Source organism: Aeromonas sp. 6P, from assembly GCF_051919525.1.
Taxonomy (GTDB): Bacteria; Pseudomonadota; Gammaproteobacteria; order Enterobacterales; family Aeromonadaceae; genus Aeromonas; species Aeromonas veronii.
Map to the genome: position 1 here is coordinate 1310573 of NZ_JBQBEO010000002.1, position 15469 is coordinate 1326041.

Sequence of the window (15469 nt, forward strand, 5' to 3'; positions counted from 1 at the left end):
TGATGAGCGGGAAAGAGGAAGAAGTGATGTGTGCATTTTTTAACCTGTGATATTAGATTTCAATGCGCGATATTTTGTGTCTTTTCTTGAGAGGTGATGACGATGCGATCATCAACAACAGTGTCCTCGGTCACGAGTTCTGACTCGAATTCCTCATGCCAGTGTCTACAGCCTACAGCATGAGGGGGAGATCTACACTAAACAGTTAGGCAGTGCCGATTTGCTTGCAACCTGCGTCATGGATCGCAGTCTGGTGCTGATCATCCTGCTGGTTGCCGCGAACTTCGCTGCCAGTACCAGGAGTTGCTCGTAAGCAGAGTAACTCTTGACTACACCGATACGGGCACAGGTAATTGTCGATCTGATAGTCTGTATTGAGCATGGGGTTTGTCAATAAGTAATAAGTCGACGGGGGGGATAGGTAAAAACCAGCATTGTTGGTTGTAATTTAGTCAAGGGAGGTGATTTTTAACTTCTTTTCACATCCCCCCACTTGAAAAATTCTAAAAATTGTCCATTTACTAATAATAAGAGAGGTAATAAAATTTTAGCGTTTCAACATTCCGCTGCTACGCAGCGAAGAGAAACCAGTTTTACTACCCCTCGCAGGCTTTTTATTGAAGAGAAAATATGAAAGTCTCTCTTGTATATTAAATTTTATTATGCATGGGGCATGCAATAAGTACGCTTATCACTGATAAGCAGAAAGCAGAAAGCAGAAAGCAGAAAGCAGAAAGCAGAAAGCAGAAAGCAGAAAGCAGAAAGCAGAAAGCAGAAAGCAGAAAGCAGAAAGCAGAAATGTGCCGATCTTCCTTACTTGCCAGTTGGTCAAAGAAGTGACATTCAATATAATTAATATGTTTACGTGGTCACGTTCTTCCTGCTTATTTTGACCAAACTCATCGGCTGACCATCATGTTCTCGGTGCCACACCATCACGGACTTTGGTCAAGTATCTTTTTATCATTGGAGTCTATCGTCATCTACACCGAATATGCGCAACCTTCATTTCGCGCTTGAGCAAGCGTATCTTGAGAAAGAACAAGACATCGCCATGGTGGTGGTATTATTACGGCAGTATGACTGCGAACCCTCGTTTCTCCTTGCTACTTCCTAGCCTGAAATATATAAGTGGAAATTAATAATAGAGAGTATGGATAGTTTATTTCTGATGAGGTGATTATTTTTTGATGGGGGTTGATATCTAGTGTTTTTGGATATAACCTTCCATTTAAATGTTTGCTAGTGGTTATATACCGTGTGTCGGCAATAGTGTTTGTGTTCAGAAAATGAACGGCGCTAAGTGATTGTGTCGTAGCTGGGCATCTGGTCTAGGCATGTCTGCTTTAATTTAATTCAACTGTACCGGTAGCGTACAAGTATAGTTGTGTATCTAGCATATATAGCCTCGTCATAGAATCAATTTTTGGAGATGTTATGGATTTAAGGTCGTCTGCACCAACACTATATCTGTATAGTCGTGTAAGTACGGATAAGCAGGCCGCCGGTAATAAAACTGGCGTACAACGTCAGACTGAGGGGGCTTTGGTTGATGCAACAAAGTTAAAATATAGTAACATGCCTGTTATCTATATGTCAGATAACGGAATGTCAGCCAGTAAGGGGGAAAACATTGAACATGGATGTCTGGGGAGGTTTATTGAACTAAGTCGTTCAGGTCATATTGCACCCGGCTCTGTATTGGCCATGGAAAACATCGATCGTTTCTCTCGCTTAGCGTTAACAAGAGCCAGTGAGTTCTTAACCTGTATTCTCGCAGCCAATATTGTTGTTTATACATGGATTGATGGGGCAGTATATCAAAAAGATAATCTTGCATCCGCGATTTTGTCACTAGTTAAACTTGAAAGCAGCAATGATTATACAAATAAACTTTCTGCTCGGGTTACTGGTGCAGCTCGTGTTGCATTAAAGCGTCATCAAAATGGTGAGTGCGATGCAGATGGTTATCCAGCTGCAATTAATGGCTTCGGTAAAAATAAATTTTGGGTTGATACGACAACTGGGTTTGTACGCCCTCATCCATATTATTTCTCTATAGTTAAAGAAATGATTATGATGATTCGAGAAGGGAGGGGGCATATAGCAATTAAAAAGCATTTAGATGAAAGTTATACCCCCCCTACAATAGCTCAAAATTCTAATAAAGAGGGGTGGGGAATAAATCTTATTAAAAAGATTATAAGTGATCGTGCAGTTTTAGGCGAAAAAATAATTCATATTGATGGTCGCGAGCATCTGTTGGTAAATTATTATCCCGCTGTTTGCACTGAGGCTGAATTTGCACAAGCTAAGCGAGTGCGTAGTGAAAAAAAACAGTTTACTAGTAAGATGAAAAACGCTGCGGGCATTGTTACTGGAATGCGTATAGCCACTTGTGGGGACTGTGGCAGTTCACTACAGGTCTACCGTAGTAAAGCCGGAAAAAAAGATGAAAAGCTCCGTTATAAATGCAGCGGAAGGTCAGACACTTCGGTGAAAAGCTGCACAGCTGCAACATTTGATAATAGATATTTTGAGTATGCACTAATGTTGCTGATTGGCAGCGTGATACTTCAGCCTAAAAAAAATACAAATGAGAATAAAGTTGCTTCGATTAAAAATAAAATAGAATCGATAAGTTCAAAAATAGAAATCATGATTCAATCTGTGGGAGCAACCACAGAGGGAGATATACATATTCTGTTGACTGAACGACTAGATAAATTATCTAGGGAACGTAAACAGTTAAATGAAGAATTGACCATTGAGATTAGTCATGCGGAGGCTTCTATTAACCCAGATATATATATGCTGATACCACCAAACTACATTGACTACAATCAGGCTGATATAAGGAACGAGGTAAGGGATATAATATATAAGACAGTAAAATCAATAAAGGTGCATTCTGTTACTGGCTGTTTCTATATTCAGGTTGAGTTGTTTGGTGGAATGAGTACCGATGGTATTGTTATTGACAATAAGTATATCTCCGACTTCGGTTTTGATATGCACCATCAGCAGGAGAACGAGGAAGCATTCCTGGCTTACAATAAATTTGTCAATAACTTCGAGTGTATCGATAAAGATGGAAAGTTAATTAGAATGTTAGACTTGGTGAATGGCACTGATTTTATAATTTCTGATGAACTATATCTCAATCAAAGGGTAAAGGTTTTAAAGGAGAAGCCTATGACTGAGGAAATGCGTACTGCTATTGAAAAATTTGAAACTTGGGTTCCTAAAATCCAGTAATTAATATGCCGGTTAGTGATAAGGATTTTTGCCATTGCTAATGGTTGATATGTAAAATCACTAAATTATTCTGCTAAGATAAATAATGCTGTATATTCACGGCATGATGTGTAGCGTCATGCATATGAATGAGCAAAAAAATGAAATTTTGTGGTGGCCCCATGCAGCGCAAGCTGCAAGACTGAAAGAATCCACCAAAATGGAAATGAGATTCAACTAAACCACCAATTTCTCTACATATTTTTTGATACCCAACCTAGTATTTTCTAATGCTTGCTGTAGCGCCACCCAGCAGCAATAAATCCAGTTTTTCATTAGCTCCGGTCTGTTATTTTAACCTCGCAGTTCCTTTCCAGTAGGCATACTTGCGGGAACGAACTCTAGGCGTGTCAATTCTCTCTAGAAAACGTTGTTTTTTTTCTTTAAAAATAGCATCTTAGACTATGAGTGTCTTGTAGCTTGCTCGATGACTACCATATGAATTTACCCTATAGCTGCTTCCAACATTTTTTGAGCTGTGCATGGCAAGGTAAATATGGGAAATGGTTAAAATTACCTTACCCTAGTGCATCTTAATAGTTAGGAAATTAAAATTTCAGATACCACTGTATCTTTCAAATTAGTATATTTTTCAATGCTTCACAGCGACCATTCTCACAGTAGCCCCACCAGTCAGTCTTTTGACCAATGATCGCTACTATGGATGTGCTGTTTTTAGGTAAGCCTTTACGCCAACTAGATACGTCAGTGGCAGAGGGCAAAGGATTCGATTCAGGATGGGTATGCCACTCACCTATGTAAGTAAGATAGCCTCCTGATGTGTGCCAAAGTTGATCAACCATAACTTGATGGTGTTGTTTTTTACGTACAAAACCAAAACGCGATGCTTGGTCGTAGGGACTAGGTTCTGTAACGTGAGTTATTATTATATGAGGTGGCCGAATTTCTCCAATAAATACACCTCCTTGCTCAGGTTGACTGTGATGTAACTGCCGATATCGATTTAAAATATGAAGTACCGCAGTCTCAACGATTATTAGTCCACCAGCTCTATTACTCAAGGTCAGCTCAGCCTTGACGTCAGGAACAAACACTACATTCTCCAAATTTTTTCAGCTTTCTACGCTTATGATGAATTACATTACCTGTCGAGTGTTGAGCATAGGTCCAGGGAAGCTTATCCTGAAGAGTATTCAGCACGGCCTCTTGAATTAGTGCGGCAGTAATTGTGCTGACGCTAGCATCATAGGGTGTAAAAATGCTGCCGCAGGAAACTCGATGAGGAGCTACAGGTCTATCGACCTCCTTGAGGATCTCGAGACGCTTGGCACATTCATAACAGGCTTTTCCATCGTCGATCATAACAACAGACGCTTGACCATAAGCATCATTGTAGCCGTGGATGATGAAGGGAGGACGTTGGGTAGAAGCTCGAGCCAAGTAACTGAGCATTTTACTTGTTGGGGCGTGACCAGTAGCATCGATCACAATATCATAGCCACGAATATTATCTTCATTCATTTCAAAACGATAAGGTTTGACATCTATTCTTGGATTGCCCAAAGAGTCACGCTTTATTAGCTTACTTAGGGCCTCAGCTTTATTCCAACCGATATAAGTGGCTGGGAGAGCATGCCGACTCAGATTGCCTGGAGACAGAATGTCACTGTCACAGAGAACTAGCCGACCGGTATTGCCACGCCCTGCTCCTACCTTGGCAAGCAGCTGAGCAGCAAAGCCACCAATGGTGCCGCAGCCAATTATCAAGATTTGCTTGTTCTCAAGATCAAGGAAAACAGGTCTGTTGCGCCGTTGAAGCTCTTGGTCGCTTATCGAGCTCACATTTAAGCGAGAGAATGCGGTCGTTGCGGATTTTGATCTGAGCATAGGAAGGGTAGAGCCGAGCTTTAGTTTGTGTTTACCTCCCCTAGATTTAGCTCGTTCCGTTGTACGGTGTTTCAGGATCGTCTGGGTGGCTTTACTGAAGCAGACTTCAAAGCCAATGATGCCTTCGTTCGAAATATCGAACAACACCATTTGCCTGCCCTTGGTGAGCCTGGTGAGTATTCCATTGGCCAGTGAGTCATGAGCAGGGAGGTCAGCAGATTTTAACCAATCAAAGACTTCCCTGAGTGATTGAGGCGGCCATTTACTTGGTGCTATCGCAGTGTTGTTAACTCTGACAACGGTCACGTCGCCATCAATGCCCACAGCCGGTTTTTCTCCTCGTAACCTAAACCAGTCATCCCTTTGCCCAGCGTTGCGGAAGACAACATATTCTTTGTCTGTTTGTCCATCTGCTGAGGTTGCCACTTTCAGCGACTTGTATGAGAATTTTGTACCTGAAAGCTTGCCTGCATCACCATAAATGTAAGCATCCACGACCCCATTCCAGTAGTTCACAAACTCGGTTTGAAATTCCTCTTGCCGTTGATGGCCAGCTGTTACGGCATTGTCCAATGCTTGCTGGATCAGGCTGTTTAACATGGTAATTACAGCAGGTGGGTGTTGGGGATCCCAATCGGCAGTGTCCTGGTTCACCAAACATAATCTTTGGAAACTGCTTATGTGAGGTAAGGCCATACCGATTAAGTTGGCAGGGCGACTGATAACGTAAGTTTCCGGCAAGCGACTAAGATCTTCTCTTGGCCTAACTACAGCAATAATGAATTCGCCTGCCTGTGTTTGGTAGGCTTTTATATAGGCTGGACACTCTCTCGGTAGAGAAATTGGTAGGCCGGTGATGTTGCGACTCTCGACATATCGAAAGCCGCTATGTAATAACAAGTTATGGATAGTCACTATCAACCACTCGTCATTGAATCGGTCATTTGGCTTTGTCGTTGAGGTTGTCGTTGTTGTTGGTATGCAGGTATGGCAACCCAAGGCTTGATAAGCTCTTCGTTTACAACACTGTCACCAAAAAGTCCATTTAGAGTTTTCAGTACTTCGTTCTTTGTTGAGAGCCTATTCAGTGCTCGATTAAGTTCTTCGTGCAGAGTCTCTGCTTTCGAGATAATGCTCTGAACCGTATTATCATCCATCTTTTCCTTGGGAAACAACAAGCGACCTTCATCTGAGGCATCTGGACTTTCCACTCCATCCCTTAACTTGGTGGCCAACTGTTCTGTTACTTTTAACAAAAGTTCACCATGATCTTTTGTGTCAGGCATAGGTGTATTATCAAAGGTGTCAACGACGCATTTCATAAGAGCTATGGAGGATAATTCAGGAGATTTCCACTGCACATCTCGCCAAGCCTTCAGGTATCGACAGACCTGCCGCATAGGGTCACCATGTCGCGCTACTGCGCTCCTGAACCAACGCGCAACGATTTCTGGATCTGACTTAATCCACTTATCCTTTCCTCTGACAGCCAAGTAAACACAATTTTCATCAAGCTTTCGAGTGGCTGACTTACTGAGAACACTTTCATTCAGTGAATCCATCCCTGCGACAGAGTTCAATGCCACTTCTCGAGTTTCAAACTGATCTCTTGGGATTGCATACATGGGCACATCTACATGCACATTTCTATCTTCGATGACAATACGTCCACAAGTAGGCTTCTTTAATGCTTTCCAGTTGTAGTTTTCTTCTGCCAAAGATGCTAGCGATGCATCTACAAGTAGGAGAAGAAGCTCATGGCCGACTAACGGTTGCTCTTTGAACATATCCATAGGCATGTATGTACCATCATCAATGTCCATCTGTTGTGGCGGTTTATGATATGGCTTGTTCAGTGTTTTGTACTTGTAACTTCCTTGAACCCAAAATCTTGGCTCTGTATTCAAGAAGGCTCCGCGTGCGTCATCACTCATATCCAAGAGCAGTTTCACAACTCGCTGGACATCTGCATTGTCAAGATAGCGCAGGTTGGTTTTCCTAATTGCACTTTCTACGAGTTGGATATTCGTTGAGCTCCGAGAACGGCTGGCCAGCATTTTGACGACATCTTTTGCTTCTGTGAATACACCCTTTGTCCGAATTCTGATCGTGTCCTTAAGTTTCTCGAGAGAAGCCTTGTCGGTGCTGGTAGGCTCCAGTCTTTTCATGAGACCGTCATTGGTATTGGTAAGATATAGATGTGCTGACCATTTCATTCTGACGCTTCCTTACGGTCGGTGGGGTGAATGAAGGCTGGAGCCTCCGTGCTAAAGAAAGTCTCGATAAGTGCTTTTTTGCCAGTAGCTGTGGTTGCTACAGATTTTCCCCACGCGACAAGTGCTTTCAGTGACTCTTCGCTCGCATTGTCTAACGAGATGACTCGAGCCTGTTGATCAGGCACGGTTTCATCAAGCGAGAAATAGCAAGGGGGCATGCCTTCTCGATTTAGTGCCTTACCGGCCATGAACCCGTGCATTTTCTGCGAGGAGGACATGACTGTCTCAATGAGTGCCTTTCCACCGCCCCAAAGGCCAAAGTACCCAGGGAACCACCTAGAGATGTTATTGGGATTGATACAAAAATCGTTGGAGAGGGTTCCAATATTAAGAATTTTGATATCGTTTGCTGTTATACCCTTAAACTCCTCATCATCCAGATAATTCAGCGCTTCATGATAGGCGACGAATGATGGATTGTTTGCTAGTAAGCCTCCATCGGCAAAATACGCACTCTGCCACTCGATATAGTGAGGTAGGAAGTAGGTGGGGGCAGCAGATGTAGCCATGGCTACATCAACCAAGGTGAATTGATCATCTCGGGTGAACAGGGAGTTATGACAGGTTTTGATGAACAAAGGGCGACCTGTGCTCAGGTTGACCGTTGGGATGAGCAGGCGTCGTTTTAGCGATCTGACCGTCTTGCCGGTTCCCACGATCTCAGTCACTGCTTTTTCCAGGTTGTTAGCCTTATAGAGAGGGCTCAGCAACAGCTTACCTAGCTGGTATATGTTTCGAACACAATTGGGCACCCAACTCTGGCGAGGGAAAATATCTGGAGCTGCTTTGTGAAACTTGCCCTGCAAGTCTCTAGCTTTCTGACCATCAGCCAAAGCAATGGCAATTATTCCGCCGATGGAAGCCCCGGTGATCATGTCGAAGTAATTACCGATGGCCAAATCAGGATTGTTGTTGCGCTCAGCCAGAACCCGTTCTAGTTCCGCTAAAATGGTAATTGAGAAGAGACCACGCACCCCTCCACCGTTCAAAGACAGGATTTTGAATTGCTTGTTAGAGTCGTTCATGGAGCCTCCATTAGAACCGTACACAATATGCGGGGATTCTGTGCTCACTTCAATGGGGAGAGTAAAAAGAACACTGTAACGGCTACTCTACGGCGCTGTTGCCAAAATGAACTGTTCTGATAACAGCTAACCCTGCTCCAAGTTACTGTTACTCTTTGGTCTTTTCTCCACGGGTCACCTGCCTTGGTAGAACCACTCACTGTGCAGTATGAGCGGGCACAGGCCAACATATATCGGCGATGAATGAGGCTAGAAAAGCTTATGAAATGCGTATTGCACGTCATTCCAGATATGTAGTTATGTTGAAGCTCTGCGGGCTAGAGCTGCATCCTCATTACTTGCTCTGATAGTGTGCTGCATGTGTTATATTCAGCTCAAATGTTGAGCCGAATGATGGGATAGGTCGGCTCATTATTGAGACCCTAGCACGTTGGATGAGGAAATAATGGAACCATTTTGGATTTGGCAACAAGCCGACTGGCCCCATTTTCGTTGGCGGGATAGCGAGATATTGCCCAGATTACGGCAGGTGCAACGCAGGCAGGGAATTCTAATCGGTAGTCATTCCAGGTTGGGGAACCCCGACCAAACGTTGGACACGTTATTGGCTAACATCATCGCCTCGTCCGCTATCGAAGGCGAACGCCTCAATGCACAATCCGTGCGTTCATCCCTGGCTAGGCGGTTAGGGAGCCCACAAACTCAGTCCTATCCAGTATCAGAGCGCTCAGAGGGGCTCGCGGCCATGATGCTGGATGCCATCGACAACCATGAACAACCACTGACAATTGAACGACTTTACCAATGGCATCGTTGGCTGTTCCCCGCCAACGAATGGTCGGTGCAGCCAGTGAACGTAGGGCAGTTGCGAGGAGATCAGCCGATGCAGGTTGTCTCTGGGCGTGTTGATCGCCCCACCGTGCATTTTGAGGCACCGCCCAGAGCAACTCTGGACGATCAACTGGCCGAGTTCATCCCCTGGTTTAACCAGACTCGGCATGACCCCACGATGGATCCGCTTCTTCGTGCCGCAATCATCCATTTCTGGTTCGTGACCCTGCATCCCGTTGATGATGGCAATGGGCGGCTCACGCGGGCACTGACCGATCTCGCGCTGTCACAGGCTGACAGCCACAGCATCCGGCTGTATGCCATGTCAGTTGCCATTCTAGAGCTGCGGGGTGACTACTATCGAGCGCTTGAGTCAGCGCAGAGGGGCTCGCTAGATATTACCTCCTGGATCTGTTGGTTCCTCGACACACTGGATTACTCCATAGAGTTGGCACTACAGTTATTGATCGTTCTCTTGCCAAAAAACATTTCTGGTTGCAGCACTGTCATGATGGTCTGAGTCCAGAGCAAACCAAGGTTATTAACCGTTTATTGGATGGCGGCCAACAAGGTTTTGAAAATGGCATCAACGCCAGCCAATATCAAAAAGTCACCGGAGTCAGCAAGGCGACGGCTACACGCCATCTGGCCGAATTGGTGGGTAGGGGGTGCATTGAGAAATTACCTGGTGGCGGACGCAATACACGCTATCAGATCCGCTTGCACACCGAGGGAGTTTGAAAAAGCATCGCCATGGGGCGTTAATTTCATCTGGTAGATGAAAGCTGCGATTGGTGTACAAATGACGCTATTTAGTTAAATGTTGACGCCATGATGTGTGCCGTCAGGCATATGAACGAATAGACTTAACCGACAGTCATGGCTCTCAACTAATCTTTTGAGTGATAACAAACTATCGAGAATATCGGGATCTATTGCAGGAACATCACCAGGCCCGAGATTTGAAAGCAGTTTGGTCACACTGAGACGTACCAGTTGCTCTTCGGCCAGAGCCTTGGCTCTCTGGACAACCTCGGGTGATTCGGATGAAATCATATCCTCCAATGTCCTCCCCATACGGTGCTCCTACTACAGATAGAATTAAAGGCCCACGCCGAGCTGGCATGGGCTCTCAGCACTAGATCAAAAACTCTTCCAATGCACGACCATTAGCCACTGCTTCTGCGATGGTCTTGGGCATGCGACCTTGGCCAGTCCAGGTTTTCTCCTGACCGTCTTCGGTGTATTTGTATTTTGCAGGACGAGGAGCGCGCTTGCTCTTTACTGTACCCTCTGCTTTTGCAGTGGTTGCAGTACCAACAAGCTCACTCGGATCTATGCCCGCTTGTTTCAGCAGCTCGGTAAACTCAGCCAGTTTTTGCAGGCGTTCAGCGGACTCTTCTCTCAATTTGCTCTCTTGCTGCTCACGCTCAGCAAAAATCTCTTCGAATTTTTCTCTGATTTCGACCAGCTGCTCGAAAGAGAGCTCGCGCAATGCAGCTCGCAGACTACGAATATTCATCAGTATTTTCAAAAAATCGTTCATTTTTATCCTCATGTATCACATTTTTATATCAGGAAAATTATCTCTCAATCCCAGCATCAGCTCCACTGTTTTTGGCACCAAGATGATTCGAAAAAGCATCATTTAAAAATCCTGAGCTAAATTGCGTTTGGATCTACTTATTGGCCTAGCTCCAATCTGCTATGAAAATATGTAGCTAAAAATTAAATCCAAGTGGTAGTGAGCGTTGAGACCACCTCACCAGATTAGCCGATGAAGGATCTTGTTCGGCTCACGAAATGAGCCGATAGGACAATATCATTGGCTCACAGAATGAGTCGATGATAAGAAATTTTAGATTTGCCCCTTGAGGATCCAGACACTTCGCCCCTCTTAACTTAAGAGGAAGTCTTGGATGACTAGGCCACTACACATCCATGTCTCCAGAAAGCAAAAAAACCCGCAACGAGGCAGGGTTTCAGCATTTTTTCAACTTCGCACTCAGGGTAGCGACTCTCCCTTGTTTCAACTTCGCACTTAGGGTAGCGAATCTCCCTGTGCCTTGATTCTATGAAAGGTGAAGCCGCTAGTCAACATTATTACTGGCATAACCAGCATTGAGCACTTATTTGATATGTTATTTTTGGATGCCTTTGCACTCAAATTTTGGAGGTGTTTTCCAACCTGTAACGCGCCCGCTGCGTTTGTTGACCCTTCGGTATTCATTCCCCAACAGGATTTCCCATTCAGAGCCGTTCTCCGATAGAACCTGAAAAGTAGTCCCCAGCTCAATGCCTAAACCTGGTTCAGTACAGACCAACTCGGTCATCAGCCCTCCTCAATGTAGGGGCATTTGGTTGTTAATTTTCCACTCAAAACGACAGTTTGGGGTAGGATAGCTCATGAGAGGTCGTGTTTGTACAATGAGGAGTGCTACATGATGCCCTATGCAACCTATCATCCTAGTAGTGACGCAGTTACTCCGAACCGTCTCCTAGAAGGTCTTGGTATTCCTCGTGACCCACTAGGAGCACATCTATGGATCGTGGCTGGCGTAGCTCCTGGCAGCATTCATCGACTGGCTGAATTGATGAGTGCAGACATAGGTTTGATATGCCGCTTAGTAAGCATTAGCCGCCACACTGTTGCTCGCAAGCTGAGGATTGGGGCTCCCCTATCAATCTCTCAGGGTGCCAGGGTATACGGCGTTGTGCAGGCCCTCGATGCGGCACTATCCCTCAACAAGAACGATACTGCCAAGGCGTTGTCATGGCTAAACAGACCAGCCTGGGGCCTCGGTGGCGTGGCTCCAGCCACATTGTTGACTACAGATATGGGAGTTCAGGCAGTTATCCATTTGGTGGGGCGGATTCAGCATGGGGTGTGCAACTAAATCGAGGGTTGTGGTAGGCGCCCCCCCACAGAATGCTTCAAAAACAACCAATCTCATCATTTTTTGAAATTTATTTCATTTACCCCACTTGAAAAATTCGGAAAACTGTCCATTTACTAATTATGAGAGCTATAAATTAATTTTTTCCATTTCAACATTCCGCTGCTGCGCAGCGAAGAGAAACCAGTTTTACTACCCCTATAAGCTATTTTTATTAAATAAAAGAAGTTTAAAGAGCACTGATAAATTAAAGTTCCTTAACTTGGCTTAAGACATCAATGCTCCATCACTCAGTAATAAATTAGATTCATATAAACAGAAAACAGAAAACAGAAAACAGAAAACAGAAAACAGAAAACAGAAAACAGAAAACAGAAAACAGAAAATATGAGTAAAGGAATAATAAGAGTATGGCTATATTCGCCCTGTAGGGCGGAAAATTAAAAAGATGTTTTTGCTAGACATGATAACCCTGCCTGTGCAGGCGCTTCTCTGTTATCATCAGCAGCCCATGAACAAATCGCATACTGGCGTGACTGTTACGCCGCCTTAACCCCTACCTCTGCGGCTCCTGCCGCCTTACTCTGGTTATCACAACCAGAGCGCTTTTTTACACCCATTAGATCCCAATACAACAATCTGATCCTGTCCGAACTCCATCTGACCCCCAAGTAGATGGATGCGTTGTGCTATGGATCCTAAACAAGCGAGAAAATCCCCCATGCTGGAACGTGCAAGACAAGAATGGTTCTCCAACATCCGTGGTGACCTTTTAGCCGGAATTGTGGTCGCCCTGGCGCTGATCCCAGAAGCCATCGCCTTCTCCATTATTGCTGGTGTAGACCCCAAAGTCGGCCTCTATGCCTCCTTCTGTATCGCAGTGGTCATCGCTTTTGTCGGCGGTCGTCCAGGCATGATCTCGGCAGCCACAGGCGCAATGGCGCTCCTGATGGTGACCCTGGTCAAAGAGCATGGCCTGCAATATCTGCTGGCAGCAACCCTGCTTACTGGGGTACTCCAGATCGCAGCGGGTTACCTGAAACTGGGCAGCCTGATGCGGTTTGTCTCCCGTTCCGTGGTCACCGGCTTCGTCAATGCGCTGGCGATCCTCATCTTTATGGCCCAGTTGCCTGAGCTCACCAACGTCACCTGGCAGGTCTATGCCATGACAGCAGCTGGTCTTGGCATCATCTATCTGTTCCCGCTTATTCCGGTGGTTGGCAAGCTAGTGCCTTCTCCGCTGCTCTGCATCGTCATCCTGACGGCAGTCGCCATCACCATGGGCATCGATATCCGTACTGTAGGCGATATGGGCGAGCTGCCCGATACTCTGCCCATCTTCCTGTGGCCCGAAGTGCCGCTCAATCTGGAGACGCTGGCGATCATCTTCCCATACTCCGCAGGTCTGGCTGTGGTCGGTCTGCTCGAATCCATGATGACGGCGGCCATTGTCGATGACCTGACGGATACCAGCAGCGACCGCAATCGCGAATGCAAGGGCCAGGGGATCGCCAATATTGGTGCGGGCCTGATGGGTGGCATGGCGGGCTGCGCCATGATTGGTCAGTCCATCATCAACATCAAATCCGGTGGTCGTGGCCGCCTCTCCACCTTTGTCGCTGGCACCCTGCTCATCCTGATGGTGGTCTTCATGGATGAGTGGATCCGCCAGATCCCCATGGCAGCCCTGGTAGCCGTGATGATCATGGTCTCTATCGGGACGTTTTCCTGGGAGTCGGTTCGTAATCTCAAGAAGCACCCGCTCTCCACTAATATCGTGATGATCGCAACAGTGGCAGTGGTCGTCGCTACCCATAACCTGGCGCTTGGGGTATTTGTCGGGGTACTGCTCGCCTCCCTGTTCTTTGCCAACAAGGTTGCCCGCTTCATGCTGGTCAAGAGTGACTGAATCGCCCCTGGATTTCTTGACTGATGATATGAGTTAATCTGTCACTCGAGCATCAAGGGGGTTGATTTAACCGAATGTGCCGCTGAATCTCATCACTTTTTGCGCGAGAAGCCCCGTCCTCGGGCCAGGGTATTGCACTTACTATCTGAAATCACGGTTGCCCTAGCCCATAATCAAAACGGCCGCTATATTCAGAAGAGTGATCTCGATTCTGATTCTATGTTGAGTTAGATCACAAAAAACCAGATAAAAACAACTAATTATCAATGGGTCTTATGTGATGAGAGTTACTACAGCCATGCTGTGTGTTTTAATAGTATTATTGCAGGTTGTTTATGCCGCGACTCCGGCTAATTTACGCCTTGAAACCAGTCTAGCACCTCCATACCAAACCGTTGAGGATGGCAACCTCAAAGGTTACGCAGTGGATACTGTAAAATGTGTTTTGGATAAGATAGGCGTTCAATATCAATTTAAGATAGTTCCCCCCAAGCGCGCAGAATTAGATTTAGTTATGGGGCGCTCCAGTGGTTTCTTCAGTTCTATAGATCAGCCTAATATTAATAAATACGCAAAACTCAGTGCGCCAATAGTTTTGGATAAGTGGTACTGGTTTAGTCTCTCGTCAATATCTAGGAAAACTCATGACGCATTAAATAAAAGTAAAATAGGCGTGCTAAGAGGAAGTAGCCAAGAAACATGGCTGTTAAGAAATAATATGCCCATATATCAATCAGTTAATAATTCAGATAGTTTATTAAAATTATTACAGAGGCGACGAATTGATTTATTTCTCGCAGATGAAAGTGTGGTTCGTGAATTAAATAAGTCTGATATAAGTTTAAACTTACTTCTTCATAAACGATTTGAAAAGTATGCACCCATGGGCGTGTATATAGCCAACCATGTCTTACTTGAACACCCGTCAATTATAGATATGTTTAATAGTAAAATATCAGAGTGCAACCAATCAAATCTATTCTTATCCGCCAGTGAACAAGAAACAATTGAAGTTGCTGTAAATAGAATGTATCGTTCACTTTTGAAAAGCCAGGAGTTAATCAATACACTGAAATTAGCAAACTTGAAAAATAAACACATAAAAATAGAAGCTATATTACAACGAGACCAGCTATGGCGTTCTATGGTAGAAAATAACTCATTCGCACCAAGCTGGATAACGAACATACTAAACTCAACCATTTCAAGGTCATTGAAGGGTTTGACAATTCAAACTCCATATATAACTGAAATCATGTTGACGGATTAGCGAGGTGTCTTAACTGCTGCGAGTAACCTAACATCTGATTACTGGCAAGGAGATGAAGAAAAGATCATCGAAACCCTAAAAATGGCCAATGAATACAGACACATCAATTCACTAGG

General features: G+C 45.0%; 11 protein-coding genes and 2 pseudogenes. 7 read left to right on the forward strand and 6 right to left on the reverse strand.

What is annotated here, in order from left to right; translation table 11 throughout:
- Positions 1–1437 precede the first annotated feature (1437 nt).
- Positions 1438–3258: a recombinase family protein gene (locus ACTG2J_RS06330; protein WP_080768683.1), complete on the forward strand. Its 1821-nt coding sequence runs from the start codon at positions 1438–1440 to the stop codon at positions 3256–3258.
- Positions 3259–3872: 614 nt separating this feature from the next.
- On the opposite strand, the gene ACTG2J_RS06335 is transcribed toward ACTG2J_RS06330, so the two are convergent.
- From ACTG2J_RS06335 to ACTG2J_RS06350, 4 genes are read right to left on the reverse strand one after another with little or no spacing between them, the layout of a single operon-like run.
- Complete coding sequence (locus tag ACTG2J_RS06335) at positions 3873–4352, reverse strand: Mov34/MPN/PAD-1 family protein (RefSeq protein ID WP_162517109.1); 480 nt, start codon at positions 4350–4352, stop codon at positions 3873–3875.
- Entirely contained in the window at positions 4339–6060 is a 1722-nt protein-coding gene (locus ACTG2J_RS06340; RefSeq protein ID WP_164537386.1) for a ThiF family adenylyltransferase, read from the reverse strand. Before ACTG2J_RS06340 ends, ACTG2J_RS06335 begins: the two co-directional genes overlap by 14 nt.
- Before the next feature lie 2 nt (positions 6061–6062).
- A complete protein-coding gene (locus tag ACTG2J_RS06345) occupies positions 6063–7361 on the reverse strand; it encodes a CBASS cGAMP synthase (RefSeq protein WP_042024857.1) in 1299 nt (432 codons plus the stop codon).
- Entirely contained in the window at positions 7358–8446 is a 1089-nt protein-coding gene (locus ACTG2J_RS06350) for a CBASS cGAMP-activated phospholipase (RefSeq protein ID WP_042024858.1), read from the reverse strand. Before ACTG2J_RS06350 ends, ACTG2J_RS06345 begins: the two co-directional genes overlap by 4 nt.
- A 445-nt stretch (positions 8447–8891) precedes the next feature.
- Between ACTG2J_RS06350 and ACTG2J_RS06355 the strand changes: the two are divergent.
- From ACTG2J_RS06355 to ACTG2J_RS06365, 3 genes and pseudogenes are all read left to right on the forward strand, one after another.
- Positions 8892–9077, forward strand: a pseudogene (locus tag ACTG2J_RS06355) (DUF4172 domain-containing protein); the annotation flags it as partial.
- Positions 9078–9191: 114 nt separating this feature from the next.
- Positions 9192–9797: a Fic family protein gene (locus ACTG2J_RS06360; RefSeq protein ID WP_439997904.1), complete on the forward strand. Its 606-nt coding sequence runs from the start codon at positions 9192–9194 to the stop codon at positions 9795–9797.
- Positions 9773–10018, forward strand: coding sequence for a hypothetical protein (locus ACTG2J_RS06365; protein ID WP_439997297.1), 246 nt, complete (start codon positions 9773–9775; stop codon positions 10016–10018). The genes ACTG2J_RS06360 and ACTG2J_RS06365 overlap by 25 nt, the downstream gene beginning before the upstream one ends.
- 397 nt (positions 10019–10415) lie before the next feature.
- Here the strand turns inward: ACTG2J_RS06365 and ACTG2J_RS06370 are convergent, their stop codons facing one another.
- Positions 10416–10823 (reverse strand): H-NS family histone-like protein, encoded by a 408-nt coding sequence (locus ACTG2J_RS06370; protein WP_042024860.1) that lies wholly within the window; start codon positions 10821–10823, stop codon positions 10416–10418.
- Between the two features lie 595 nt (positions 10824–11418).
- The gene (locus ACTG2J_RS06375) at positions 11419–11610 is read right to left on the reverse strand and encodes a hypothetical protein (protein WP_042083548.1); all 192 of its coding nucleotides are present in this window, start codon (positions 11608–11610) and stop codon (positions 11419–11421) included.
- Between the two features lie 111 nt (positions 11611–11721).
- Between ACTG2J_RS06375 and ACTG2J_RS06380 the strand changes: the two genes are divergently transcribed.
- The 3 genes and pseudogenes from ACTG2J_RS06380 to ACTG2J_RS06390 all read left to right on the forward strand — a co-directional run bounded on the left by ACTG2J_RS06380 (position 11722) and on the right by ACTG2J_RS06390 (position 15353).
- A complete protein-coding gene (locus ACTG2J_RS06380; RefSeq protein WP_042083553.1) occupies positions 11722–12174 on the forward strand; it encodes an antitoxin Xre/MbcA/ParS toxin-binding domain-containing protein in 453 nt (150 codons plus the stop codon).
- A gap of 721 nt (positions 12175–12895) precedes the next feature.
- Positions 12896–14080, forward strand: a pseudogene (locus tag ACTG2J_RS06385) (SulP family inorganic anion transporter); the annotation flags it as partial.
- Between the two features lie 283 nt (positions 14081–14363).
- Positions 14364–15353, forward strand: coding sequence for a substrate-binding periplasmic protein (locus ACTG2J_RS06390; protein ID WP_439997298.1), 990 nt, complete (start codon positions 14364–14366; stop codon positions 15351–15353).
- Positions 15354–15469: the final 116 nt, after the last annotated feature.

Excerpts from the sequence above, each read along its gene's own strand:
- ACTG2J_RS06330 (WP_080768683.1), top strand. The coding sequence starts at position 1,438 with ATGGATTTAAGGTCGTCTGCACCAACACTATATCTGTATAGTCGTGTA.
- ACTG2J_RS06345 (WP_042024857.1), bottom strand. The coding sequence starts at position 7,361 with ATGAAATGGTCAGCACATCTATATCTTACCAATACCAATGACGGTCTC.
- ACTG2J_RS06350 (WP_042024858.1), bottom strand. The coding sequence starts at position 8,446 with ATGAACGACTCTAACAAGCAATTCAAAATCCTGTCTTTGAACGGTGGA.
- ACTG2J_RS06360 (WP_439997904.1), top strand. The coding sequence starts at position 9,192 with ATGATGCTGGATGCCATCGACAACCATGAACAACCACTGACAATTGAA.
- ACTG2J_RS06370 (WP_042024860.1), bottom strand. The coding sequence starts at position 10,823 with ATGAACGATTTTTTGAAAATACTGATGAATATTCGTAGTCTGCGAGCT.
- ACTG2J_RS06375 (WP_042083548.1), bottom strand. The coding sequence starts at position 11,610 with ATGACCGAGTTGGTCTGTACTGAACCAGGTTTAGGCATTGAGCTGGGG.
- ACTG2J_RS06380 (WP_042083553.1), top strand. The coding sequence starts at position 11,722 with ATGCCCTATGCAACCTATCATCCTAGTAGTGACGCAGTTACTCCGAAC.
- ACTG2J_RS06390 (WP_439997298.1), top strand. The coding sequence starts at position 14,364 with ATGAGAGTTACTACAGCCATGCTGTGTGTTTTAATAGTATTATTGCAG.